Source organism: Hafnia alvei (assembly GCF_900095695.1).
GTDB lineage: Bacteria > Pseudomonadota > Gammaproteobacteria > Enterobacterales > Enterobacteriaceae > Hafnia > Hafnia alvei_B.
On the sequence record NZ_FMIQ01000055.1, the window covers coordinates 74,753 to 100,193 of the forward strand.

The 25,441-nt window shown below is 47.4% G+C and carries 19 protein-coding genes; 9 read left to right on the top strand and 10 right to left on the bottom strand.

What is annotated here, in order from left to right; genetic code table 11:
- Nucleotides 1-10 precede the first annotated feature (10 nt).
- The 3 genes from proX to proV form a co-directional block, all read right to left on the bottom strand.
- Nucleotides 11-1,057 (bottom strand): glycine betaine/L-proline ABC transporter substrate-binding protein ProX, encoded by a 1,047-nt coding sequence (gene proX / locus BN1044_RS14100; protein WP_072309243.1) that lies wholly within the window; start codon nt 1,055-1,057, stop codon nt 11-13.
- Between the two features lie 158 nt (nt 1,058-1,215).
- Complete coding sequence (proW, locus tag BN1044_RS14105) at nt 1,216-2,319, bottom strand: glycine betaine/L-proline ABC transporter permease ProW (protein WP_072309244.1); 1,104 nt, start codon at nt 2,317-2,319, stop codon at nt 1,216-1,218.
- Nucleotides 2,316-3,515: a glycine betaine/L-proline ABC transporter ATP-binding protein ProV gene (proV, locus tag BN1044_RS14110; RefSeq protein ID WP_072309245.1), complete on the bottom strand. Its 1,200-nt coding sequence runs from the start codon at nt 3,513-3,515 to the stop codon at nt 2,316-2,318. Before proV ends, proW begins: the two co-directional genes overlap by 4 nt.
- 455 nt (nt 3,516-3,970) lie before the next feature.
- Between proV and dinG the strand changes: the two genes are divergently transcribed.
- The 3 genes from dinG to wzz(fepE) all read left to right on the top strand — a co-directional run bounded on the left by dinG (nt 3,971) and on the right by wzz(fepE) (nt 8,620).
- On the top strand, nt 3,971-6,160 hold the full coding sequence (gene dinG, locus BN1044_RS14115; RefSeq protein WP_072309246.1) for an ATP-dependent DNA helicase DinG: 2,190 nt from the start codon (nt 3,971-3,973) through the stop codon (nt 6,158-6,160).
- A gap of 93 nt (nt 6,161-6,253) precedes the next feature.
- A complete protein-coding gene (gene ybiB, locus BN1044_RS14120) occupies nt 6,254-7,186 on the top strand; it encodes a DNA-binding protein YbiB (protein WP_072309247.1) in 933 nt (310 codons plus the stop codon).
- 318 nt (nt 7,187-7,504) lie between these two features.
- A complete protein-coding gene (gene wzz(fepE) / locus BN1044_RS14125) occupies nt 7,505-8,620 on the top strand; it encodes an LPS O-antigen length regulator Wzz(fepE) (protein ID WP_072309248.1) in 1,116 nt (371 codons plus the stop codon).
- A gap of 117 nt (nt 8,621-8,737) precedes the next feature.
- On the opposite strand, the gene cycA is transcribed toward wzz(fepE), so the two are convergent.
- From cycA to BN1044_RS14145, 4 genes are all read right to left on the bottom strand, one after another.
- Nucleotides 8,738-10,141 (bottom strand): D-serine/D-alanine/glycine transporter, encoded by a 1,404-nt coding sequence (gene cycA / locus BN1044_RS14130; RefSeq protein ID WP_072309249.1) that lies wholly within the window; start codon nt 10,139-10,141, stop codon nt 8,738-8,740.
- Between the two features lie 447 nt (nt 10,142-10,588).
- On the bottom strand, nt 10,589-11,173 hold the full coding sequence (gene mepS / locus BN1044_RS14135; protein WP_004096016.1) for a bifunctional murein DD-endopeptidase/murein LD-carboxypeptidase: 585 nt from the start codon (nt 11,171-11,173) through the stop codon (nt 10,589-10,591).
- Nucleotides 11,174-11,572: 399 nt separating this feature from the next.
- On the bottom strand, nt 11,573-12,277 hold the full coding sequence (locus BN1044_RS14140; protein WP_072309250.1) for a phosphatase PAP2 family protein: 705 nt from the start codon (nt 12,275-12,277) through the stop codon (nt 11,573-11,575).
- Nucleotides 12,278-12,312: 35 nt separating this feature from the next.
- Nucleotides 12,313-13,299, bottom strand: coding sequence for a CobW family GTP-binding protein (locus tag BN1044_RS14145; protein ID WP_072309251.1), 987 nt, complete (start codon nt 13,297-13,299; stop codon nt 12,313-12,315).
- Nucleotides 13,300-13,665: 366 nt separating this feature from the next.
- On the opposite strand from BN1044_RS14145, the gene BN1044_RS14150 reads away from it, so the two are divergent.
- The 3 genes from BN1044_RS14150 (at nt 13,666) to BN1044_RS14160 (ending at nt 16,679) form a co-directional block, all read left to right on the top strand.
- Nucleotides 13,666-13,989, top strand: coding sequence for a hypothetical protein (locus BN1044_RS14150; protein WP_072309252.1), 324 nt, complete (start codon nt 13,666-13,668; stop codon nt 13,987-13,989).
- A 228-nt stretch (nt 13,990-14,217) separates the two neighbouring features.
- Nucleotides 14,218-14,961, top strand: coding sequence for a GntR family transcriptional regulator (locus BN1044_RS14155; protein WP_072309253.1), 744 nt, complete (start codon nt 14,218-14,220; stop codon nt 14,959-14,961).
- 182 nt (nt 14,962-15,143) lie between these two features.
- A complete protein-coding gene (locus BN1044_RS14160; RefSeq protein WP_072309254.1) occupies nt 15,144-16,679 on the top strand; it encodes an EAL domain-containing protein in 1,536 nt (511 codons plus the stop codon).
- A gap of 81 nt (nt 16,680-16,760) precedes the next feature.
- Here BN1044_RS14160 and BN1044_RS14165 read toward each other — a convergent pair whose 3' ends face one another.
- On the bottom strand, nt 16,761-18,227 hold the full coding sequence (locus BN1044_RS14165; RefSeq protein ID WP_072309255.1) for a mannitol dehydrogenase family protein: 1,467 nt from the start codon (nt 18,225-18,227) through the stop codon (nt 16,761-16,763).
- Nucleotides 18,228-18,687: 460 nt separating this feature from the next.
- Between BN1044_RS14165 and uxuA the strand changes: the two genes are divergently transcribed.
- Nucleotides 18,688-19,878 (top strand): mannonate dehydratase, encoded by a 1,191-nt coding sequence (uxuA, locus tag BN1044_RS14170; RefSeq protein WP_072309256.1) that lies wholly within the window; start codon nt 18,688-18,690, stop codon nt 19,876-19,878.
- Between the two features lie 80 nt (nt 19,879-19,958).
- Here uxuA and yeiP read toward each other — a convergent pair whose 3' ends face one another.
- Nucleotides 19,959-20,531: an elongation factor P-like protein YeiP gene (gene yeiP, locus BN1044_RS14175; protein WP_004096007.1), complete on the bottom strand. Its 573-nt coding sequence runs from the start codon at nt 20,529-20,531 to the stop codon at nt 19,959-19,961.
- Nucleotides 20,532-20,688: 157 nt separating this feature from the next.
- A complete protein-coding gene (mtr, locus tag BN1044_RS14180) occupies nt 20,689-21,939 on the bottom strand; it encodes a tryptophan permease (RefSeq protein ID WP_072309257.1) in 1,251 nt (416 codons plus the stop codon).
- Nucleotides 21,940-22,240: 301 nt separating this feature from the next.
- On the opposite strand from mtr, the gene BN1044_RS14185 reads away from it, so the two are divergent.
- Nucleotides 22,241-22,495, top strand: a complete 255-nt coding sequence (locus BN1044_RS14185; RefSeq protein WP_061554160.1) for a YkgJ family cysteine cluster protein — start codon at nt 22,241-22,243, stop codon at nt 22,493-22,495.
- Nucleotides 22,496-22,575: 80 nt separating this feature from the next.
- Nucleotides 22,576-25,368: a transcriptional regulator DagR gene (dagR, locus tag BN1044_RS14190; RefSeq protein WP_072309327.1), complete on the top strand. Its 2,793-nt coding sequence runs from the start codon at nt 22,576-22,578 to the stop codon at nt 25,366-25,368.
- The last annotated feature ends 73 nt before the right edge of the window (nt 25,369-25,441 follow it).

The window sequence follows — 25,441 nt, forward strand, 5'->3', positions numbered from 1 at the left end:
TAGTGCAAACTTAGTGTTTTGCAGCCTGCTGTGCGGCATCGATCCAACCATCAAACGTGGCCTGATGGGCTTTAATCCAGCCGTTTACATGGCGCTCAATATCCGCTTCTGAGTTTTCACCTTGATGCATACGCAGGTTTTGCGCATTAACGTCAGCAATTGGCAATTTCATTTCAGCAAATAATTTTGCCGCCGCTGGGTTTTTCTCGGCGAAGGTTTTGTTAGCTACGATCTGCATATTGTTAACTGGGAAACCGTAGTTAGCACCGTTTGGCAGCTTGGTATCAACATCTTTCAGGCTGCCCGGTAAGGCTGAGAACGGCACCTGTAGCCAAACAACATCACGCCCAGGTTTGAGCACGTCGCTCACCCAATACGGCGTCCATGTGTAGTAAAACACCGGTTTGCCTTCTTTAAAGCGAGTCATGGTGTCGGCAATCAACGCTGAATAGTTGCCTTGATTATGTTCAACCGTATCATTCAAACCGTAGGCTTTGAGCTGATAGTTGATGGAGGCTTCACATCCCCAACCCGGCGTACAACCGGCTAAATCTGCTTTGCCGTCGTTGTTGGTATCAAACAGCTTGGCAATTTTGGGATCTTTGAGCTGCTCAATATTGGTGATGTGATACTGATCGGCGGTTTTTTTGTCGATCAAATATCCCTGCGCCGCCCCTGTTACGTACTGGCCTTCACGGTAGAATTTTTTATCGCCACCGGCGCCGTTATACATATCAGAGTGAAGCTGATCCCAATTCACCGCGAGGAAGGTGGCATCACCCGCCGCAACGGAAGTGTACGCCACGTTGTAATCCACTTCTTTGGTTGGCTGTACGTCATAGCCTAATTTTGCTAGCGCCTTGCTCACCAGTTGGGTCTGGAAAGTCTCTTCGGCAATACTGCTCTGAATTGGCTGTACAGACACGCCTTTGCCCGGCAATTCTGTTGCCTGAGTGGAGAAGGAGATGGAAAGCGTACCGAAGGCCAGAGCGGTAACGGCAAGCATAGATGCGATACGTTGTTGAGTTTGGTTATATTGTTTTGTTTGTGATGTCATGAATATTCCTGTTTGTTTTATCCCTGTGATTTTTGGCGTAGTGCCAATGATTCAGGGTATAGATGGGAAATAGGGCTATCCGCATTCTCTTTGGGAGGATTTAAAGCCCGAAGGGAAGTGCGATGTACCTCCCCCTGAAAGGAGGAGGCTAAGAGGTGTTAGCCGCGCTTAACAAAAAGACGCGCCACTAAGCCTATTGGGCCGGACATATACCAACCCTGCACACCACGGCTACGACGATCGCGCCCTACGGACTGAGTTAAGCGGTCGAGGATAATCGCTAAAATCACGATACCAACCCCGCCGATAGAGGCCAGACCCATATCGAGTCGACCGATACCGCGCAATACCATCTGGCCTAAGCCACCCACCGCAATCATTGAGGCGATAACCACCATCGAGAGCGCTAGCATCAGAGTCTGGTTAACACCGGCCATAATGGTTGGCATTGCTAGCGGTAGCTGCACTTTAAACAGCATCTGGCGCGGACTTGAGCCAAAGGATTCAGCGGCCTCAATCAGATCAGCGGGAACCTGCTGAATCCCCAAGCTGGTTAAACGTACGATCGGCGGCAGCGCAAAGATAATGGTGACGACCACGCCAGGAACGTTACCGATACCAAACAGCATCACGATAGGCACCAAATAGACAAATGCCGGCGTGGTTTGCATGGCATCCAGTAACGGTCTAATCACGCGTGCAGCGCTTTTACTGCGTGCCAGCCAGATCCCTAAGGGCAAGCCGATGAGCATGCAGAAGAACAGCGATGTCAGTACCAGCGCCAGCGTGACCATCGCCTGCGACCAAGCGCCAATGGCACCGATGGCGATTAAGCCAATCAACGTTGCAGCTCCCATGCCAAGACCGGCACACTGCCATGCAATTAAGGCAAATACTAAAATCGCGATAGGCGCGGGCATGCCCAGCAAGATGTTTTGAAATCCGCTGAGGACGAAGTCCACTGGCATACGGATGCCTTGAAAAACAGGGCGACCGTGGCTGACCAACCAGTCGATGCCATGTGTGACCCATGTATCAAAGGGCACCCAAGTATGATGGAACGGATCCATCAGATTAAAATGCTCTGGCTCCGGTGCGGGTGCGCTGCTAAGCCAATCGCTGCCTTGAGCAGCATGGTTGCTTGCTGCATCAGTCGTGGCCGGTGATGAAGACCATGCGTCTGCGCCTTGCGACGCGGATGATGCGCTGGCGGCTGATTCTGCGGGTGCGGTTGCCCATGGATTACTCGTTGCGTCACTCATTGGCTAGGGCCCTCTTTGTCCAGTGCTTGTAGTAGCGTGCCTTTATTGATAATGCCGATAAAAATACCGTCAGCGGATGTCACCGGAACACCACAAGGTGATTGGGCAACCTGCGAAATTAATTCGTTGAGCGAGGTATCTGCATCAACGGCTTCGGGTGCTGACAGCAGGGCAGAATCTAAAGACTGGCCTTGAGAGAGCGCTTGTTTTAATGATTCAACAGAAACGATACCAATATATTTTTGGCCTCGTTCTACCACATAGCCATAATCATGATCTTCATCCTGCAATAATTTCAATGCAGCACGAGGCCCAAATCCTGGCGTTTTTCGGATCAATGAAAGATGTTTACGGCGAGCAATATCTTTCGCACTAAAGACCTGACTAATATCAACGCCTTTGAAGAAGGTCTTAACATAATCATTGGCCGGATTATTCAATATTTCTTCAGGCGTTCCCACCTGTATAACTTCACCGCCTTGCATAATGGCAATACGGTCGCCAATACGCATAGCTTCATCCAAATCATGTGAAATAAATACAATGGTTCTTTGTTGCTGAGACTGAAGTCTAATTAGCTCATCCTGCATTTCCGTACGAATTAAAGGGTCTAGTGCGGAGAACGCTTCATCCATTAATAAAATATCGGGATTAATTGCCATGGCGCGTGCTAAACCAACGCGCTGACGCATACCCCCAGATAATTCATCAGGATAAGAGTTGGCGTGATTTTCTAATCCAACCTGACGCAAGGCATCTAATGCTTTTTGATGGCGCTCAGCCTGAGGCACACCCGATAGTTCTAGCCCAAAGGCGGTATTATCGAGCACGTTCAAATGAGGCATAAGCGCAAATGATTGAAAAACCATACTGATTTTACTGCGGCGAATATTACGCAGCTTCTCTTCAGAGACCTGTGCAATATCTTCACCGTCAATCATGACTTGGCCACGGGTCGGTTTAATCAGACGATTGAGAAGGCGTACCATGGTGGACTTGCCGGAACCTGAGAGTCCCATGATGACAAATATCTCGCCTTCTTCAATGGCCAGACTGGCATTTTTAACGCCAACGGTCAGACCTGTTTTTGCAAATATTTGGTCTTTATGCAGACCTGATTCAATAAGTTTAAATGCGCGGTCGGGATGCTCCCCGAATATTTTGTAAAGGTTCTTAATTTCTATTTTAATAGTCATGCAATAATAGAGTTTCCTATATATAATGAGAAATAGTTCACAGATTATTTAAATCAAATAATCCAAATATTATGAGCGAAATCGTTTAATACCCTAACATAATGAGATGATGAGACAACCCCTAAATTCAGATTAATGCCGTAATTGGGGTTTACATAACCATAAATATTCGTTATGGTAAAATGCTGCTGCGCTTTCGACCTGATTTTAATTTCATCTAATTTTTAAGTTATTTGTGCTGTTAGCCCCCTTCAATGAAGCATAATTATTCCGCTGAATATTCATAATCAAAATCATATTATTTGTTAAGAATGCTCCTAATATTCATTGGCTTTAATCTTTTTATGTAAACATTATTATTAGCTGCGATTACCCGTGCATAGCAGAATATCAGGCTGATTTTTGATGATGAATATGAGAAAATAGACCTCTGTTTCTTTCTGTATCGAGTATCAATGGCGCTTTCTTCCGCAACTAAAAATCAAATTACTCAATGGTATAAAGCCCTTTCTGAGCATATCCCTGATTTTATCCCACGTCCTCAGCAGCGCACGATGATTGCGGAAGTCGCGAAAACGCTAGCCGGCGATGACGCTCGTCATTTGGCCATCGAAGCACCAACGGGTGTTGGTAAAACGCTGTCGTATCTGATCCCTGGGATTGCGGTTAGCCGCGATCAAGAGAAACCTCTGGTGGTGAGTACGGCCAACGTTGCCTTGCAGGATCAGATTTACAGCAAAGATCTTCCACTGCTGCGCAAGATTATCCCCGATTTAAAGTTTACCGCGGCTTTTGGCCGTGGCCGCTACATCTGTCCGCGTAATTTGGCTGCGATGGCGAGCGCTGAAGGCATGCAGGGCGATCTTAAACTGTTTATTGAAGATGATTTACAGCCCAGCAGCGCCGAAGAAAAAGCGCTATGTCAAAAAATCAGCAAGCAGCTTAGCGGCTATCGTTGGGATGGCCTGCGCGATCATCTTGATGAAAATATTGATGATGCACTGTGGGCGAAATTAAGCACCGATCGTGCTAACTGCTTGGCCCGCAACTGCATGTATTTTCGCGAATGCCCTTTCTTTATTGCTCGACGCGAAATTGAGAGCGCTGACGTGGTGGTTGCAAACCATGCGTTAGTCATGGCCGCGTTGGAGAATGAGTCGGTTCTCCCGAATGCCAAAGATTTGCTGCTGGTGCTAGATGAAGGTCATCATTTACCCGATGTGGCGCGGGATGCGTTAGAAATCGATGGCGAGATTACCGCTATTTTTGTTAACAGCCAGGTGGAAGGGATCGCGCGGCACATTGAGCAGTGCGGCGCACAGTACAGCCCCAAAAACCGCCCGAAGCTGATGGATAGCGAGCGTTTAAAAGCCCATTGTGAAGAGATGCGGCAGTTAACCACGGATTTTGACCGCATGGCGACATCGCTACTTCCTGCGGGAAGCAGTGAGCCAAACTATCGTTTCGAAATGGGCGTATTGCCTGAACCGATGGTGGATATTGCTGTTCGTTTATATAAATTGACGGACGGGCTGCGCGGCTTGGCTGAATTCATGATGAATGATTTGCAGGAGAAAACCGGCAGCCACGACATTATGCGATTGCACAAGGCCATATTGCAGATGAGCCGTAGTTTCAGTTATTTAGAAGCGATGACGAAGCTGTGGCGTTTGGCGGCAATGGAGAAAGCGTCCAATGCGCCAATTTCGAAATGGCTAACGCGTGACGTATTCGACAATGTGCAGCACATCTATATGCACTGCGTTGGGATCCGCGTCTGCGATCAGCTCGAGAAAATGCTCTGGCGAAAGATTCCTCATGCGATAGTCACTTCAGCTACGCTGCGATCCCTGAATAGTTTTAACCGGATCAGTGAGCTATCTGGATTAAATGAGAAAGCGGGAGATCGTTTTGTTGCTTTAGATTCCCCGTTTAACCACCCAGAGCAGGGACGTTTGGTGATCCCGCAAATGACACTTGAACCTGCGATGGCACAGGAGGCGGAGCATTTACGCCAAATGGCACATTTTTTCCGTCATGAATGGGAAAGTGGAAAGCACACTGGCATGCTAGTGCTGTTTGCCAGTCAGAGAGCGATGCAAACGTTTCTCAGCTTCGTTCCTGCATTGCGCTTGGGATTGCTGGTTCAAGGCGATCAACCGCGTTACCGCTTGGTTGAAGAGCATTGCCGCCGCGTACGTAAAGGTCAGCAAAGTGCTTTAGTTGGCTTACAGTCATTTGCTGAAGGGTTAGATCTCAAAGGGGAATTGCTCACCCAGGTGCACATCCACAAAGTTGCTTTCCCACCTATTGATAGCCCGGTGATCCTTACCGAAGGTGAATGGCTGAAAACGCTCAAGCGTTATCCGTTCGAAGTACAGAGCTTGCCTGGCGCGTCGTTCACCCTGATCCAACAGGTCGGACGCTTAATCCGAAGCCATGAATGTAAAGGTGAGATTATCATTTATGATCGACGCTTGCTGAGCAAAAGCTACGGTGCGCGTTTGCTGGGCGCATTGCCGGTATTTCCCATCGAACAACGCCCAATGCCGGAGGGCGACCTTCCCGCACTTCCTACGCCGAAGAGCGATACAAAATCAGCCAGCGGCTCGCGTGGCAAGCGTGGCTCTCGCCGTCGCAGCTAAGGTTAGTGAGCAGCACAATTGTCAGGGCAAATAATGCCACGTACTATCCCTAGTATGATGTAAATGTAAATTGGATGAGTACGAGGTGTTGCCGTGGATTATGCACAAATTATTAAAGAAGTTGGGCGAGGGAAGAATCACGCGCGTGATATCAGTGCCGAACTGGCCGAAACGTTGTTTAGCGATATGCTGGCTGGGCGTATTCCAGAGCTGGAACTTGGCGGCATTCTGATTGCTTTGCGCATTAAAGGTGAGTCCGAGCAGGAGATGCTCGGCTTTTATCGTTCAATGCAGCAGCGTTCCGCCAGCCTCAAACTGCCTACCGGTATGCCAATGCCCATTGTGATCCCAAGCTATAACGGGGCACGTAAGCAAGCTAACTTGACGCCGTTATTAGCCATGCTGCTAGCAAGGGAAGGCGTTCCCGTTTTAGTGCATGGGGTTAGCCAAGATCCTAATCGGGTCACCAGCGCTGAAATATTCCAGGCGCTGGGTGTTGCACCAACATGTGATTTGCAAAACATCGATTGGAAAACCGGTAAGCCCGTTTTTATCGGCGTGGAACATTTAGCACCAGAAATGCATCAAGTTTTGTCATTACGATGGCGAATGGGCGTGCGTAACAGCGCGCACACCTTGATTAAAATGATTAACCCTTTTGTCGGTGACGCTTTGCGCATTGCCAGCGTTTCCCACCCTGAATATATCCAGAGAATGGCACGGCTATTCAACCAAACACTCTCGACTGCACTGCTATTGCATGGAACGGAAGGGGAGGCGTATGCCAATCCTCTACGCTGCCCGCAGATGCATTTATGTCGTGAGGGGGAAATGAGTACGCTAGTGACGCGCGAAATGGGAGAGGGGGATAAGCCCGAATTAGCCGAGGCAAAAACAATAGAAGAAACCGTGCGCTGGACGAAACGTTATCTCTGTGGCGAGCTCCCAATCCCTCTGAGTATCAAGCTTCAGGTTGATGCTTGCTTGAATGTCGTCAGTGAGGGGAAAAAGGGCACAAGGAATTAACTTAAAGTCATTTTATTTATTTAGCCACACTAAACGTCTATTTATAGGCGTTTTTTTATGCGGATTTAATCGGGTGAAAATTTTGCGTACATAAATAAAACACTAAGAAAATTCTTTAAATCAGGATTTAATCCTTAAAGTATTATGGATTTAGGGTCTTTATTTGTTTTTTTGGTTCTCGCTAAGCTTATATTTTTATTTTTAAGATCTCTATTTAAGTTGTATCTATCAAAAAAGTTATCCAGTATCCTTTTCTGGACAATTCCATCGTACCCATATTCAACTGTGCATAACAAAGTGTGACTTGCTTGTAACATTATGACTATTATACATCATGAAAATAATGATGCTGTTTTAGACAGCTCAAACCGCAAATTCCAGCCTCCATTCCCACGTGATGATGAAATTGACCTGATTGAATGGTTACTTATTGCAATTAAATCATATAAAACAATTTTAATTATAACGTTCTGTTTTGGTTTATTCGGTTACGGGATTGCTAAAATTCTGCCTCAAAAGTGGACGAGTGATACTGTTATCGTTGCTCCGCAGAGTGAGGAACTGACATCTCTGGATGAATTGAAGCCGCAGCTGGCTATTCTGGGCATCGATTTTAGCGTGGGTGAAAAAGACCTGCTAAGCCTCTTTGTACGTGACTATGACTCTCAGATTTTGCGTCGAGAATATCTTGTTACAACAGATTATTATAAGCGACTCGTCGAGAAAGTGGCTCCTAACGACGAATTGACTAAACGTCAGATACTTGACAGCTTGGCGACCAAGTCTTTTGCCTCTTTCAGTAGCGATCTGAGTAAAACACCTGCGGATACGGCTTATTCTTACTACAAGTTGTCATTCACCGCTGATACCAGCGAAGATGCGCAGAAAACGTTGGCAGGCTATATCGCAGCCGTTAACGCCTCGGTAGAAAAGTTTATTGCCGGTAAGATCCAGCGTTTGATCGATATTAACCTGAGCAGTGAAGAAGCAAAATATGATATGGCGCTTGCTCGTTTAAAGAATGCGCAAGAAGTAAATATCAATCGTCTGGGGTATTCATTGTCGATTGCGGATGCGGCCGGTGTAAAACGCCCACTGTATAGCAATGGTACCGCGATTAAAGATGACCCTGATTTTTCTATTGCACTGGGTTCTGACGGTTTAAAACGTAAGCTAGAAATTGAGAAATCAATAACCGATCTGGCTCAGTTGAACTCCGGTTTGCAGGACAGCAAGATGATTATCAGCAAGCTGCGTGAACTGAAGTTAGCGGATATCAATTTTACCGCGTACAAATACATGATGAAACCTAATGAGCCGGTGAAAAAAGACAGCCCTAAAACGGCAATGATTGTGTTGCTGGCTCTTATTCTAGGTGTGATTACTTCAGTAGGTTTAGTCACGTTGCGTCATGTGATTAAAAACCGTAAGTAGTGAATGTGTTAATTTAGCATCTTAGTAGTTTGGTAGAAATATCAGCTATCAGAGATATAAAAAACGGGCCTTATGGCCCGTTTTTTGTTGGTCACTGCTGCTGAGTGCGGCCGCTATCTATTGGGTACTACGACGTTTGCGTATGAACATCCACCCCAGCCCCAGAATCACGAACCAGAGCGGCGTCACCATCAGTGCTTGGCGTGTATCAGCTTGCAGCGTGAGCAGCACAATAACAAACGCAAAGAAGGCGAGACACACCCAACACATCAGCTTGCCAAAAGGCATCTTGTAGATTGATTTTGCATGCAGGTGAGGGCGCTGTTTACGGTAAACCATGTATGAGCACAGAATGATCGACCAAACAAACATGAACAAGATGGCTGACACCGTAGTGACCATCGTGAAAACGGTGACAACGTTAGGGATTAAATAGATAAGCACCACGCCGCCCAGCAGACAAACGCAGGAGAACGTTAGGCCAGATGATGGCACTGCGCGCTTAGATAGCAGCGCAAAGCGCTTAGGCGCTACGCCATCCTGCGCTAAGCCATAAAGCATGCGGCTAGTTGAAAAGACGCCGCTGTTGGCAGAAGAGGCCGCAGAGGTCAGCACCACAAAGTTAATGATGCTGGCAGCAGCAGGTAGACCGGCTAACACAAACAGCTCAACGAACGGGCTTTTATCCGGAACCACAGAGCCCCACGGCGTCACGGACATAATCATGATCAGCGCAAATACATAGAACATGATGATGCGGATAGGGATCGAGTTAATGGCGCGCGGCAATGATTTCTCAGGATCTTTCGTTTCTGCTGCAGTGGTACCTACCAGCTCAATGCCAACAAAGGCAAATACCGCAATTTGGAAGCCCGCAAAGAAACCACTTAGGCCTTTCGGGAACCAGCCGCCATCGTTCCAGAGATTACTAAACGAAGCCACGCTGCCGGTTGGTGATTCGAAGTGCATTAACACCATGCCTAGCCCAATCAAAATCAATGCAACGATGGCAACGATTTTAATCATCGCAAACCAGAACTCCATTTCGCCGAACATTTTGACCGTCGCCAGATTCAGCCCTAGCAGTAAAAGCACCACGGCAAGCGAGGCGACCCAATCAGATAGCCCAGGGAACCAGAACTGTGCATAGGCCGTTATCGCGACGACGTCGGCTATGCCAGTGACAACCCAGCAGAACCAGTATGTCCAACCGGTAAAATATCCAGCCCACGGGCCGAGCAAATCAGCAGCAAAGTCGCTGAAGGATTTATATTCAAGATTGGATAAAAGTAGCTCGCCCATCGCGCGCATCACGAAGAACAGCATAAAGCCGATGATCATATAGACGAAAATGATCGAAGGGCCTGCAAGGCTGATTGTTTTGCCGGATCCCATAAAGAGGCCGGTACCGATGGCACCACCAATAGCAATGAGCTGAATATGCCGATTGGTGAGATTGCGCCGTAGATGCTCTTCCCCTTTTGCAGGGCTCGCGGCCTCAACTTTTACCTGCTCTACCATTATGTCTTCTTCCTTTTACCTGTCTGTAAGTTGCATGCCATTAGCTGATGTTTCGCAGTCTATAAATTTAGGCATGTCGTTTTAGGCATAGGCTCTGATGGCCTTTATCTATGAGTGCATTGCGAAAGAGAACGATCGATTCGCAGAACATCCAAGATATTAGGGAAGAAAATCAGAATTGAATACAAATAGATTAACTTAATGTTAATTTTTTGTTTTTTTATAGATCTCGATCCACAGTGATTTGTGATGTATTTCAAGCTGAGCTGGATAAAACATCCGTCCGATCACAAAATTACCGAGAGAATCAGTTAACTTTAAAGAAGGATTACAGAATATTGTGAAGTCACCGATGAGGTGGATCTGATGGCTTGCAGGCATAAAAAAACGCAACCGAAGTCGCGTTTTATTTGGCATTTAGGACAATCAGGTGTTTGTGCGTCTGGATTAGCTATGCGCCGGGTTGGTCAATACTCGACGAGCTTCGCGATAACGGCCTTTCCAGTAACTGTCATTCAGGCTTGAAATGGTCACACCACTGCTGGTGGAAGCATGAACGAATTGATCATTACCTAAATAGATACCGACGTGGCGCCCTGTTGAGCCTGCACGGAACAGCACTAAGTCACCGATACGCAGCTTAGTACGCTGAATTTGGCGGCCAGTATCTTGTTGTTCTGATGTAGAGCGAGGAAGGTCCAAACCAAATTGTTCACGGAAAGTACGTTGAACAAATGCTGAACAATCAATGCCACGCTTACTGTCGCCACCGAGGCGATAACGTACGCCTTTCCAGGTTGCGTACTGATCCATAATTTTGGATTTAATATCCACATTACGAACCATTGCTTCAAATTCATCCTGAGAAGCTTGAAGTAAAAGACCGTCTTTGTCTTTAACTGCATGCGTATCAGTTTGTGCGTATCTATCAGATGAAGAATGGTTTGCACTACATGCCGACAGAAGTACTGCGGCGGCGATAGCAGGTGCTAATCGCAAGATATATCTCAGAATCGGTTGAGACTTGACCATTGTAGAAGATTTTCCTTTTTGTCCTTAACGACGGAGTCGCTATCTATAAATGCCATTCAAGAGACTAATAATAGGATCCTCATGTGACAATGTTTACACATGAATTCTGTGCGGTGGAGCACATTTTTATCGCTATTATTCTCAAAAACTCAGAATCTATGCACAAACGTTGAAAGACTACCGGATCGAAATAGGTTTGGCGAGACTTTTTGCTCATTTTGAAGAATAAGAAGCTGTTGTAATAATATGTAATATTTGAAGATTATTAAAAAAGATGTGCGTGGGATGAAAAGGAAAAAAGAAAAGCTAGATGGTATAGGAATTATCTGAATGAGAACTTATGCAATCTCTTATTTATCCCCCTTAATCCCTTAGGCGAATTCAGGGGGATGCGATGGATTATTGCGGACGATGTTTGCCGGGCATATGCCGGTCCAACAAGTTCAATAAGGCATCTGATGCAGGCGTTAGTAGCCACCAGCTTAGGCCAACCAGTACGACGCTGAGAGAGCCGACGGCGATGTCACTGAACCAATGCGCGCCAATCATGATACGCGGCAGAATAAATACCACGAAGATCGCCAGCGCAATAATAAAAGAGCGAAGCGTAAAGTAACGCAGCATGAATACAGCAAAAATAATCAGCATCATGCCATGGTCGCCAGGGAAGCTATCGCTTGAACTGTCTTTGGTATTAATCCCAGTCAACTCGCCCACGCGATGAATGTGGGAAAAGTAGTTAGTTGGGCTCGCGCGTTTAACGGGAAGAATATGGCCTAACTGATTTAAGACCACCGCAGTCAGTAATATCACAACGCCCAAAATTAGCATTCGGCGCTTGCCGTAACCATCTTGTTTGATAAAAAACGAAAGATAGAGCAGCCCCATACTCAGTAACGCTATGGCGTCGAATGCTCGATTATTGGTATAGGCCACTAAATAGAGAAAGGCGCGGTTGGTGACTAGGTGATCGTTAAAAAAGAAAAAGATCGACGAGTCAATCGGGAACCAAAATCCGTGATTTGGAGCCAAATACCAAGAAAAGAATAAAGCGATGCCTGCGAGATTACACAAAATAATCCACGGCAGATTACGACGAGTCATGTGCTAAGCCTAACCTGTAAAATAAAAATTTCTGTTTAAGACGTTGTTTTAATACGTGCTTTTAAGAGCGCACTTTGTAATGTGTTCCAGTCGGTTTCAGCGTCATGAATTAACTCAATGCGGCTGTCCAACGGCGTTGTCTGCTGTGTTTCAATATGGAAATCAGCGCCTTGTCGATTAACGATCAAGGTTCCTTCTGGGATCTGCAAGCTTCCTTTCACGCGAACAACCGGTGCGAGGCGCACCCATTCCAGCAAAGCGACGGTGTCGAAACAGGTCTCCGCGCTGAATACCCATCCGCAGCTAAAATAGCCTTGGCCCTGATTCAGCGAGCGACGCCAGTTTTGACCTTCAGGTAGGCGCAGTGCGGCAATGCCTGATGCGATTGTTTTACCGTGGTGATGGTGTTTAGCATTAGGTAGTTCGGCAATATTTTCACGTGCGCTGTCGAGTAATGCGACATCAAGTTGCCCATGCTGCGTCGATACCAAGCGGCGTTCTGAGCCTGCTTGCTGATACCAGTCGTCAAGTTTCTCACGATCGTTATCGCTATAGGTATCGTCCTTATTCGCCACAATGATATCCGCCGCGGCAAGCTGATCGCGGAAGTTCTCATTGCTGGTGTATTTGTCATCGCTAAGCTGGCGGGCATCAAGTACACAAAGCGTGGCTTTTAGCTCTAGCCAAGCTTGATAGGTGTCTGATGTCAGCAGGTTCAGTATTTGTTTCGGATGCCCGAGCCCGGTCGGCTCAATCAGCAAGCGATCGGGTTTGGCTTGCTGCAACAACATATTCAATCCAACCTGCATAGGAAGACCGTTAACGCAGCACATACATCCACCGGGGATCTCTTTTAACACGGCTCCTGTATCTGCTAGCAACGCACCATCAATGCCAATTTCACCAAATTCGTTTACCAAAACAGCCCATTTTTCATTTTCGGGTTTGTTTGCTAATAGGTGGCGCAACGTGGTGGTTTTGCCGCTACCCAAAAATCCGGTGATGAGATTTACTTTAGTCATTTAACGCCCCGATTTACCTGCTTTTCGACCAGAATATTACCATAATTACACATTATCTCAGGGAAGAGAAAGTGCTGCGACCTTAAACCAAAGTTAAACGAAAAGGAAAATGGCGCAAAAATATTCGCGTCCATTACCAACTTTTAACCTGCCAGTTTAGCGTTATTAAACGCTAATAATTTTCTCTATCGTATTGTTACCTGCTGTATATCGCTTGAACGACATTTTTTCTTAAGGTTTGCTGTTTTGGTGCCGTTGTGTTTTTCACAGGCTGCTACCTTTAAAACACGGTCTAGGCAAAGGATTTGCATGGATTGATGTATTTACCGGCTAGCGTGTATTTGTGTGAAAATTCAAGAGGTGACCATGAATAAGGTTTGGTTATCAATGCTTTTCGCTGTCGGCTTGGGATTGCCTTTTTTAGCAGGATTGATGCCTGAAGCTCAGGCTGGAAATGTAGGCGTTATTCGTTTTATTGGCTCGATTGTCGAAGATGCTTGTATCGTCGGCGTTGATAATCGTCGTATAAAAACCCGCTGTGACAACGGTGGCCGAACTGCAACGGTCAGTCGCCCAATTAGCCAAATAGGTACGTCTCCCGTCGATCTCCCTATTTCAGTGGGAACCAGTCAATTAAATTGGATTAATTCCAAACATACTGTAGGTGTGTTAACAATTAATTATCATTAGCTTCCTTTCTTAATTCTTTTCTCAATACTGTTGACGTTGGTGGGTTCACATGGGGTTTGGATTATGGTTATCCAGGCCCTGTTATTGATGTATTCTGCCAAGGTCATTTTTCTGCTGTGATATAATCAGACCAAATTAGGCAAGTGCTCCTATCATTTGGGGATTTGGTCTGGCCAATCGTTAGGTTAGGCGATATTCACCCACGTTATCGGTATAAAAGGTAGCAATATGAGATTGTATCAAGAAGTGGGCAATACTCTGCGTGAGCTCATCGCGCAAGGTGAGTATCCAATTGGCGAGCGTTTACCCCCTGAGCGTGATATTGCGGAACAATTTAGCGTGAGCCGCAGCGTTGTTCGTGAAGCGCTCATCATGCTCGAACTGGAAAAGCTGATTGATGTTCGTAAAGGTTCTGGTGTGTATGTTGTTGCTTTGCCGCAAAGTCAGCGACGTGCAGCGGTGACCGATCTTGATGAAAATACCTATGGTCCTTTTGAATTACTTCAGGCAAGGCAACTGTTGGAAAGTGAGATTGCGGCGTTTGCAGCCGTTCAGGCAACCAAAGCTGACATCATGAAGATGCGGAAAGCCATTGAGCAAGAGCGTCAGTCATTGTCATTAGGCACCATCGATGAAAGCGCTGATGAACTCTTCCACTGCCTGCTTGCGCAATCTACGCAAAACAGCGTGTTGGCCAGCATGGTTCACGACGCTTGGCAGGCGAGAAAACATAATCCCATGTGGAGTGGGCTGCACGTGCATACCAGTGACTTCAGCTATCGTTGGAACTGGTTAGACGATCACCAAAAAATTCTGCATGCCGTTTTACGCCGCGATGCCAAATCTGCGAAACAGGCGATGTGGCAGCATTTGGAAAACGTAAAAACTAAGCTGTTGGAAATCTCCGACCCTGAAGATCCTAGTTTCGATGGTTTTTTATTTGAATCAACGCCGGTGTTACAGAGCGAGTAGGGATTATACTTTTATGAGTGAATGACTACGTTAATTGAACGCTAGCAGTAGCAGTTCGCCGTGGGGTTCTTTGCCTAAGCTTGTGCGGTAAGTTCCTAATATTGCGCAATAGATTAGCTATTTATGGCCGTTATTCGACATAATAAAAATAATACCCGTCGTGAATTGCCGGTAACTGATATATGACACAACTTTTCCGCACCGCGAGTTTCCGTCCTGTAGCAAGACTTATCGTCTCTCTACTGGTCGTTATTTTAATTCTTATTATCGCCGTATTGACTATTTCATGGCAGATCTCGCGTGGAATGGAGCGTGATATTGAGCAGCGCTTGCAGCGAGCTATATCGCAATTTGATGCGACACTACAAAATGCGGAAACCGCTGCTAATGCAATACATGATTATTTAGGTAAGAGCTGTAGTCCTGAAACGCAGGATGCTTTGCGTTATCAGGTTACCGTTGTTCCAGATATCCGTACTGTTAATCTGGCTACGGGTGATAATGTTTACTGTTCATCCTTGGCGGGGAAATATTCTACCGGAGTTAGCACCAGTAAATACGTCAATGGGATGCTGTTGATGCTGAACGGTAATCCGGTAACGCCCAACCGTTCGCTTATTGCATTTCGTAAATCCTACGGTGAGCACAGCGTTTTGGTGGGTATTGATGGATATTATCTAAAGAATGTTTTGGAATTATTGCAGATACCAACGGAAATTCACTTATTGGTTGGCACCAGCCGGATGGACAGCTCAGGCCATGTATCTGATGATAAAATCAAACCTCACGGCACCCGCTATACTCAGAAATCTACCCGCTTTCCTTACTCTGTTGAGACCGAAATTCCCACTAGCACCCATTGGGAGTACGTTTGGGAGTACTCTTCAGGCAGCATTATTTTATTTCCACTCTTAGCCATCTTGTTGGGTTTCGTCACCTATCGCACACTGGGGCGGGTGAATTCTCCTTTATCCGAGCTGAAAAGTGGCTTGAGAAACCATGAGTTTATTCCTTTTATTCAGCCCGTTGTAAGCGGTCATACCAATGATCTTACCGGATGTGAAGTGCTGATGCGTTGGCGTCATCCGCAGATGGGGATGATTGCACCTAACCAGTTTATTCCTTTAGCTGAAGAGTCTGGGCTGATCGTACCAATGACTCAGGATTTAATGGCGCAGGTGAGAGACTATTTTGCACCGCTGGCTGAGCGTCTTCCCTATAATTTCCATTTCGGAATCAATATTAGCGCGAGCCATTTTAAGGATCTCAGTCTGGTTGAAGACTGTCGCCAATTTCTTGCCGCTTTTGAAGGCTACAAAATTCAGATGGTATTAGAGCTGACCGAGCGCCAGTTGATTGTACCAAGTGAGATGACACACCGCATATTCCATGAGTTACATGAGCTTGGCGTGTTCATTGCGCTAGACGACTTTGGCACTGGTCACTCAAGCTTGGCTTATCTGCGTGAATTTCATATTGATATTCTTAAAATTGACCAGAGTTTTATCCGCATGATTGGGTCTGATGCGCTATCAGGGCATATTGTAGATAACGTGATTGATTTAGCTAAACGTCTGCAAATGGTGACGGTAGCGGAAGGGGTGGAAACGCCGGAGCAGGCGGAGCATCTTAAGCAATATAATATTGATTTTTTGCAGGGGTATTTGTTCGGACGCCCGGAAGATCTCAAAGTCTTTAGCGATAAATGGTTGTTATAGAAGGCCTTAATATATCGGAAGTGTTATAAGACGAAATTTATGATATTGGCTATCCCGCGCGGGATAGCCAATTGACGCGAATTATTTAACCAGTGCTGCGCAAGTTTGAGCCGCGCCATTTTTCACTAGAGATAAATAAGCATTCGTTACCGCCTCTACAAACGCAGTTTGTTTTGGTAGCTCATCACCAAATACCGCTTTGATACCCAGCAATGCTTGAACGCGAGCTTCGCCTTCTTGGCTTTCAGCAACCACCGTCTTTAATGTTTCCACCATCGGATCACGAATATCAATGTTTTGCTGATGATCGTCTACGCCGCCAACATAACGTATCCAACCAGCTACACCCAGCGCCAAACATGGGAAAGCGCTATCGTGGGCAAGGTGCCAGCGAATGGAGTCCAGCATACGCTGAGGCAGTTTCTGGGTGCCATCCATCGCAATTTGCCAAGTGCGATGTTTGAGCGATGGATTACTGTAGCGCTCGATCAGACGGTCGGCATACTGAGCTAAATCAACGCCGGTTACGCGCAGCGTCGGAGCCTGTTCTTGCAGCATTAAACGGTGTGCCGCGATGCGATAGGCCTGATCTTCCATGCAATCATTTATGTGCTGATAGCCAGCCAGATATCCCAGATACGCGAGGAATGAATGGCTGCCGTTCAGCATACGCAGCTTCATTTCTTCGTAGGGCAGAACGTCACTCACCAGCTCTGCGCCGGCAGTTTCCCACTGCGGGCGACCCGCGACAAAATTATCTTCTACAACCCACTGAATGAAAGGTTCGCAGGCAATCCCGCAAGGATCTTCAACGCCAACGGCCTGTGCGACCTCAGCCAGTGTTTCTTCCGTGGCCGCCGGCACAATGCGGTCAACCATGGTGCTTGGGAAGGTGACGTTGGATTCAATCCATGCGGCCAGATTTTCATCACGTGCTTTGGCTAACCCGAGAACTGCATTTTTAACCACGTGACCGTTTTCTGGGATGTTGTCGCAAGATAAAACGGTAAACGGCGCAAGATTGCGTTCGTGGCGTAAACGCAAGGCCTCAACAATCACGCCAGGTGCCGACGTTGGCGCCTGCGGAGCCGCTAAATCACGTTGGATCAGGGCGTTATTGAGATCCAGTTTTCCGCTGCCAGGTTCAATGCAGTAACCTTTTTCGGTGACGGTCAATGACACAATCGCGACCTGTGGCTCCGCCATTTTCTCGATAACGGCCTGAATGCCGTCGATTTCCGAGTGCAGCGACTCGTGCACAGAACCAACAACTACGGCCTGATTATGTTCAGCGCCTTTTTCCAGCACGGTGTACAGATGATTTTGCTCACGCAGCTGTTCAATCAGTTTTTCGCCGCCGAACAGGTTAACTTCGCAATAACCCCAATCTCCACCTTGCTGATTCAGCACTCGGTCAGTAAGCAATGCCTGATGGGCGCGATGAAAAGCACCAAAACCGAGGTGAACGATACGGCTTTTTAAGAGGCTACGGTCATAAGTGGGCTGTTTTACACCGTCTGGCAAAGAATGGTTGGCTAGGTTTTTCATGCTGAACTCCATTGAGAAGATGAACGTGGCAGACGGGCAAAGGTCTGTCAGCATCAGAACGGTAAAGCAAAAGATGTTAGACCACTTTATCTCGCCTAGGCGCAGTGAGATGTTTCGACATAAAAGTGAGTTTATGCCCTGAGTATTGAGGCGGTCTGACATCTTCTAAGATCGCTAAAGTGGCTTGCAGTCTAAAGTCATATGACAGAAAATGAAATTGGTTAGTCCAAAATTCTGAAATATTCGTGAAGTGGATCAACCAATAGTGGATTGGGTTTTGACAGAAAACCAGCAAAGAGTAAGGTAAAAGCTAAATGATATCTGTGATATTTGGTATAACAGCTTGAGCTTTTGACTCACTATTTTGTTGAGATTATCGAGAAATAGCTGCCAAACCGGTCACAGGATAATTCCCTTAATCATGATAATTCGTATTTTCACCCGCAGAAGGTAGAGACAGATGGAACAAACTTGGCGTTGGTATGGCCCGAACGATCCGGTTTCTTTGGATGATATTCGTCAGGCAGGAGCAACCGGTGTTGTCACCGCGTTGCACCATATTCCTAACGGAGAAGTTTGGACAGTTGAAGAAATTGAGAAGCGTAAGGCTATTTTGGCGGCAAAAGGGCTGACATGGTCCGTGGTTGAAAGCGTTCCGGTTCACGAAGAGATCAAAACGCACACCGGCAACTATCAACAGCACATCGACAACTACAAACTGTCTCTGCAAAATCTCGCGGCCTGTGGCATTGATACCGTTTGCTACAACTTTATGCCCGTTCTGGATTGGACGCGCACCGATCTTGAATACGAATTGCCAGATGGTTCTAAAGCGCTGCGCTTCGACCAAATTGCGTTTGCGGCGTTTGAACTGCATATTTTAAAACGCCCAAATGCAGAAGCGGATTACACGACAGAAGAACAGGCTCAGGCTAAAGCCTATTTTGACGCCATGAGCGCAGCCGATATTGCTAAGTTAACCGGTAATATTATTGCCGGTTTACCGGGGGCAGAAGAGGGCTACACGCTGGATCAATTCCGCGCTCGCTTAGCTGAGTATGACGGTATTGATAAGGCTAAGCTGCGCGAGCACATGGGTTACTTCTTGAAAGAGATCGTGCCCGTTGCCGAAGCGTGCGGCTTGAAGCTGGCGGTTCATCCAGATGATCCACCGCGTCCAATTCTGGGCCTGCCACGCATTGTTTCCACTATTGAAGATATGCAATGGCTGAAAGAAACCGTTGATAGCATCTACAACGGCTTCACCATGTGCACCGGTTCATACGGCGTTCGTGGCGATAACGATCTGGTTAAGATGATTGAAACCTTCGGCGATCGTATTCATTTCACGCACTTACGTTCGACCTGCCGTGAACAGAATCCGAAAACCTTCCATGAAGGTGCGCATTTGCAGGGCGATGTCGATATGTATTCCGTGGTGAAAGCGATTCTGACCGAAGAGCAACGTCGTCAGAAAGCAGGGGATATGCGCCCAATTCCTATGCGTCCCGATCATGGTCACCAGATGTTAGACGATCTGAAGAAGAAAACGAATCCAGGCTATTCTGCGATTGGCCGTTTGAAAGGTTTGGCGGAAGTACGCGGGGTTGAACTTGCGCTTAAGCGTGCGCTGTTCCCTGAGATGAAATAATTATCGCGTAATGTATTGCTGAAGATAAAAACAGGGACGCCATCGCGTCCCTTTTTGCTGCTTGCTGTGCAGAACCGTAATCAGTCAGCACGGCCCATAAAGCGACGTTCTTCAATATGGATGCGAATTTTTTCACCGCTGCTCAGATATTCAGGAACCTGAATCGTTAGACCGGTGCTCATTACCGCTGGCTTAGTACGTGCGCTGGCAGAACCGCCTTTGATGCTTGGGCTGGTTTCAACGATTTCCATATCAACGGTCTGTGGCAGCTCGAGTGCCAACACCTGGCCATCCATGGTTAATACCTGAATGCCTGGCATTCCACCTTCAGGAATAAACAGCAGTTCTTCTTCGATCTGATCTTTTTTGAAGGTATATGGCGTGTAGTCTTCGTTGTCCATAAAGACGTATTCATCACCGTCAATATACGAGAAGTTGACCTGACGACGGCTCAGAGAGATCTCTTCCAGAATGTCATCGCCCTTAAAACGTTCTTCAACTTTCAGACCGGTACGGATATCTGAGAAACGCATTTTGTACAGCGTGCTCGCGCCACGAGCGCTTGGGCTTTGTACATCGATATCGCGAACCAGCAGCAGTTTGCCGTTTAAAGTGACCGCCATACCGCGTTTAATTTCGTTAGCTCTTGGCATAAAAAAACCTTGTTAATGAGTTTGCAAATTCAGTCTTTAGCGTGTGGCGACACGTTACCCGCGCGGCGTTTTCTAGGCAAGAGGGGAAGATAAAAAAGCAGATAAATTTGACGCAAAAAGCCGGAGCTAGCGCTCCGGCATCACAGTTTTTGACGAGTTATTGATAAATAGGTAACAAGTTCATCAGCGACAGAATATGCGCCACGGCGTTAATCAAACCAAAGGCGATAATAAACAGAATCATTGCTGAACCACCCGGTGCGCGATAGGTCGCCTGTGGGAAACGCTTACGGCTTGCACGTGCCATCATGGCCGGCACGATAACTGCCCAAATGGTGGCGGCTAAACCTGCAAAACCGATGGCATAAAGGAAGCCGTCTGGGAATGCCAGTGCGCCAATCGTTGGCGGCACAAAGGTGACCAATGCGGCTTTGGTTCGGCCTGCACGGCTATCATCAAACTTAAAGAAGTCAGAGATAAAGTCGAACAGCCCCAGAGAAACGCCCAGAAACGAACTCGCCAACGCCATATAAGAGAACGCATTGAGCAGTTGGTTAACAATGCTGCTGCTGGCAACGTTACCCATCTGTTTTAACAAACTACCAATGTTACCGCCTTCTGCGATGATCTGCTGGAACGCCGCACGGGTGATATTCCCTTGGATCACATACTGCCAGAAGATATAGATCGTCAGCGCGATAATTGTACCGATAAACAGACTGCGAACCACTGACTTAGCGTCTTTATGGTAATACTTCACCAGCCCCGGAACGTTACCGTGATAGCCAAAGGACGTTAACAGATAAGGAAGCGAAGCCAGCGCATAAGGCAAATAACTCGGCTTGTCTTCACCGGTATTAAACAGCACTGCGGGATCGACATGGGTAAACATATCACCGGTCGAAAGCAAGAAGGTAATCACCATGCCGCCAATTAAGATGGTGCTTAAGCGATCAACCGCGCGCGTCGATAACCAGACAATAAAAGCAACGACAATGGCGAATACCAAGCCTGCGGCGGTTTGCCCAACGCCAAAATAGGGCTCCAGCGTGTGAGTGATAATCGAACCACCGGCAGAAATATAGGCATAGGTCAGAATGTAGAGAACAAAGGTAATGGAAAGCCCATTTAATGAGTTCCAGCCCTTGCCCAGTAGGTCGCCTACCATGGTGTGGAAGCTAGCGCCTGCCGGATAATTTAGATTGGCTTCTAAAATCATTAGGCCAGAGATATACATGCAGGCCCAGGTATAAATCAGCAGCAAGACGGAACCGGTAAACCAGACCCCAGCGGTGACGACCGGAATAGAAAACATCCCCGCACCAACGGCGGTTCCGGCAATAATCATCGCGCCCCCAAGGACTGACGGGCGGCGTATCGTTTGAGTCAAGGTATTCTCCATCGTCATGCTGTGCTCCTGATTAGCGGCATGCTAATTCTTGTGTACTAGCTCAATGGTACGTGTTGTTTAATGAGAAGTAAACAGAGTAATGACGAGCGAGGTAAAAGAATTTGCCAGATTTTGTGCGAGAAAGTCGCGATGGGGCAGAAAGTTACGCGTTTAACGGCCGGTTGATGCCGATTTATCGGTGTTTCTACTACGCGCTTTTACAGCAGAAAAGATGAAAAGCCTGTATAAGTGAAGAGCGGATTTTCCCGCGCGCTGACTCTGTCGCAGCTCATTTCAGACAGCCCACCGGAGTATTTCCATGGACTGCCGTTCCGATTGCGGAGCTTGCTGTATTGCTCCCTCAATTTCTAGCCCGATCCCCGGTATGCCAAACGGCAAACCGGCTAATACGCGCTGTGTTCAGCTTGATGATGACATGCGCTGTAAAATCTTTTTATCCCCTCTAAGACCCGCCGTGTGTGGGGGGCTTCAGGCCGCTGCGGATATGTGTTTCAGTCACCGAGATCAAGCCTTGAGCTATTTAATTCAGCTTGAGATAGCCACTGCGCCTTGATGCCGGTTCCCGCACATTAAGTTTTCGCGGTTTATGCTATGTTCAAAAATCGCGACTTAAGAGACGGGTTAGATCTCAGCATGAAACGTATAGACAGAATTTGCCAGGAATTAGAACGCTTAACATTGGGTCTGAACCAGACCGATTTGCAAAACGACGTTGCTTTCACCGCTGAAAGTATTGGTTTTAATCTTGGCCTCGCGCGTAATTCAGTCAGCAAAGATCTTAACCAACTGTGGAGTGAGCAACGGGTCATTAAGGTAAAAACCCGTCCGGTTTATTTTCTACACCGTGAGGTGGTAGAAACGCTGATTGGTCATGTTTTACCAGACCACCTCACCGAGGTTCGTTTTGTCAGCGAATTATTGCCAAGTGAAGACCCACTTATCGCCAGCGACCCTTTTACCGCGCTGATTGGTTTCGACCGCAGTCTTAAACTGGCGGTGGAAAAAGGGAAGGCGGCGGTACTCTATCCCAGCGGCCTGCATGTTTTATTGACCGGCCCCTCAGGCGTGGGTAAAACCTATTTTGCCGAGCTGATGCATCAGTTTGCCAGTCAGCAAAGCGCTAATAACGCGCTGCCGATGGTCTATTTCAACTGTGCTGAATATGCGCACAACCCAGAGCTACTCTCTTCTCATCTTTTTGGTCATCGGCAGGGCGCTTTTACCGGCGCAACCAGTGATAAAGCTGGGCTCATCGAACAGGCTGACGGCGGGTATCTGCTGTTGGATGAAATTCATCGCCTTCCTTATGAAGGGCAAGAAAAGCTATTTGCCCTATTAGATAAAGGTGAATTTCGGGCGTTAGGCTCAAGCCATAAGGCGCGAGCGGTGAGTGTGCGCTTAATCTGCGCCACCACGGAACCGGTGAATTCCACGTTGCTACGCACTTTCCAGCGCCGTATACAGGTCAGTATCGATCTTCCCGCCTTACGTGAACGTTCAATGGAAGAGCAAATTGAGCTGATTACTGGATTCCTGCATCAAGAAAGTCGAAAAATCAGCCGCACCATTCGGGTAGATAAAGCGCTGCTGCTGTGGTTGCTAGAAAAACCGTTGGAAGGCAATATCGGCCAATTGAAAAGTGACATCCAGTTCTTGTGTGCTCAGGGCTGGGCAGCGGGTATGGGACAGCAACACGACGTGTTGACGTTGGATAAAAAGCTGGTGGAGCAATCGGTGATGCCGAGTGCGGATCAACGCTTACTGGTCGATAGCATATTTGGTCAACAACAATGGCTGGATATCAGTGCAGATACCCTGTCTGCGCTGAAACCCTCGTTGGGCGCCGCCGTTGGGCAAGAAGACAGTGACCTGTTTTACCGTTTTCTGACGCGTGAATATGTCAACCTTCGCAACAGCAACGTGCCGCCGCAGGAAACGCTGGCTATCCTCAAAAACAAACTGCGCTCGATATTTGAATATGGTTTGTACAGTCGTGACACCGCGACGGTAGGCTACAGCGGCCAGCTTGAACAGCGTTTAGCGCTGCTGATTGGCTACGTTGAACAGGTGGTTGGGTTTACTCTGCCAGAAAACATGGTTAACCATCTGCGTAAGCACTTCCTTACCTTGCTGAGCTATGTCCAGCGCGGTTTGATTCCTCAGCTTTACTCTTCAAGCCTGATATTGGATCACTGCAAAGACGAGTACGATAACGCGATGCAGCTATGTCGCCGCGTCGACGAAATATTTAATATTCAATGTCCTGCGACCGAAGTGGTGTATCTGTGCATGTTCCTGAAAGAGTGTCGCCAACACCGCTGTGAGATTGACGATAGCCCTGAGCTTGGGGTTATTTTTATTGCCCACGGTGCCACGACGGCCACCAGTATGGCGCAGTATGTGAATCAGGTTTTAGAGCGTGAACTGCTGACCGCTATTGATATGCCGTTCGAGCAGTCAGTGCATGACACCTTGGAAGTACTTACCAACCTGATCCGTAGCCGTGGCTACCGGCGTGTGATCCTGATGGTCGATATCGGTTCGCTGGTCCATTTTGGCAGCGCCATCAGCAAACTGTTTCAGTTTGAAGTATTGCTGTTGCCAAACATGACGCTAACCAGCCTGCTGGAGATTGGTCTGGATCTGACCTATGAATCTAGCGATTTCGCCGCGCTGAGTGCGCTAATGCAGGAGAAACAAATTCCGTGTCATTGGTGTTCGCCCGAACAAGCCGGTGCGGGAAAAGTGCTGGTGGTTTCCTGCATTACCGGTATGGGAACCGCAGAGAAAATCCACAAGGTACTGTCAGAGAGCTTTGGTGAACTGATGGCGCAGGATACGCGTTTATTAATTCTGGATTACAACGAGGTTCGAAGCCTAGACCGTATTCAGCAGGTTCTGGCTCCCCATGAACGGCTGGTGGGGATTGTGGGGACGTTCCAACCGGGATTGCCGGATATTCCCTTTATCTCGCTGGAAGAGATGTTTTCAGAGCAAGGCCCAGAGCTGCTGCTTAGCTTATTGAACCCCGATCTCAGCACTCAGGAACGTCGGTTGGAAGTTGAGCGTAGTTCAATGCGGTTTATCAGTGCGCTAACGCTCGAAAGTATCATTAATCAGATTTCGGTTCTGAACCCTCGGCGCATCTTGCAGGAAATGGAAAGCGTTTTACTGCGGATCTGTCAGGCCTCAGACCTCAAACCGAGCCGACAGGTGACACTACGCTTCCTTATCCACTGCTGTTGCATGGTGGAGCGTATCGTTATTAGCCGCAAACCGTTACAGATGGCGCTGGAAACTCAGCAAGATATTGATGCAACCGCCATGAGTGTCATCAAACAGGCATTTGCCCCCATTGAGGAGGCGTATGCCATACGTTTATCTGACGCAGAATTTATTTATATTTACGAGCTTCTCTACCGCTAGCCCGCATTCAGCGGGCTTTCTCCGCACGACTCCTCGATAAAAAACGCGCCGTGACACAATGCTGGCACGGGCG

Excerpts from the sequence above, each read along its gene's own strand:
- BN1044_RS14160 (WP_072309254.1), top strand. The coding sequence starts at position 15,144 with ATGACACAACTTTTCCGCACCGCGAGTTTCCGTCCTGTAGCAAGACTT.
- mepS (WP_004096016.1), bottom strand. The coding sequence starts at position 11,173 with ATGGTCAAGTCTCAACCGATTCTGAGATATATCTTGCGATTAGCACCT.
- BN1044_RS14155 (WP_072309253.1), top strand. The coding sequence starts at position 14,218 with ATGAGATTGTATCAAGAAGTGGGCAATACTCTGCGTGAGCTCATCGCG.
- mtr (WP_072309257.1), bottom strand. The coding sequence starts at position 21,939 with ATGACGATGGAGAATACCTTGACTCAAACGATACGCCGCCCGTCAGTC.
- BN1044_RS14145 (WP_072309251.1), bottom strand. The coding sequence starts at position 13,299 with ATGACTAAAGTAAATCTCATCACCGGATTTTTGGGTAGCGGCAAAACC.
- BN1044_RS14185 (WP_061554160.1), top strand. The coding sequence starts at position 22,241 with ATGGACTGCCGTTCCGATTGCGGAGCTTGCTGTATTGCTCCCTCAATT.
- BN1044_RS14140 (WP_072309250.1), bottom strand. The coding sequence starts at position 12,277 with ATGACTCGTCGTAATCTGCCGTGGATTATTTTGTGTAATCTCGCAGGC.
- uxuA (WP_072309256.1), top strand. The coding sequence starts at position 18,688 with ATGGAACAAACTTGGCGTTGGTATGGCCCGAACGATCCGGTTTCTTTG.
- dinG (WP_072309246.1), top strand. The coding sequence starts at position 3,971 with ATGGCGCTTTCTTCCGCAACTAAAAATCAAATTACTCAATGGTATAAA.
- cycA (WP_072309249.1), bottom strand. The coding sequence starts at position 10,141 with ATGGTAGAGCAGGTAAAAGTTGAGGCCGCGAGCCCTGCAAAAGGGGAA.
- dagR (WP_072309327.1), top strand. The coding sequence starts at position 22,576 with ATGAAACGTATAGACAGAATTTGCCAGGAATTAGAACGCTTAACATTG.
- BN1044_RS14165 (WP_072309255.1), bottom strand. The coding sequence starts at position 18,227 with ATGAAAAACCTAGCCAACCATTCTTTGCCAGACGGTGTAAAACAGCCC.
- proW (WP_072309244.1), bottom strand. The coding sequence starts at position 2,319 with ATGAGTGACGCAACGAGTAATCCATGGGCAACCGCACCCGCAGAATCA.
- proV (WP_072309245.1), bottom strand. The coding sequence starts at position 3,515 with ATGACTATTAAAATAGAAATTAAGAACCTTTACAAAATATTCGGGGAG.
- yeiP (WP_004096007.1), bottom strand. The coding sequence starts at position 20,531 with ATGCCAAGAGCTAACGAAATTAAACGCGGTATGGCGGTCACTTTAAAC.
- proX (WP_072309243.1), bottom strand. The coding sequence starts at position 1,057 with ATGACATCACAAACAAAACAATATAACCAAACTCAACAACGTATCGCA.
- BN1044_RS14150 (WP_072309252.1), top strand. The coding sequence starts at position 13,666 with ATGAATAAGGTTTGGTTATCAATGCTTTTCGCTGTCGGCTTGGGATTG.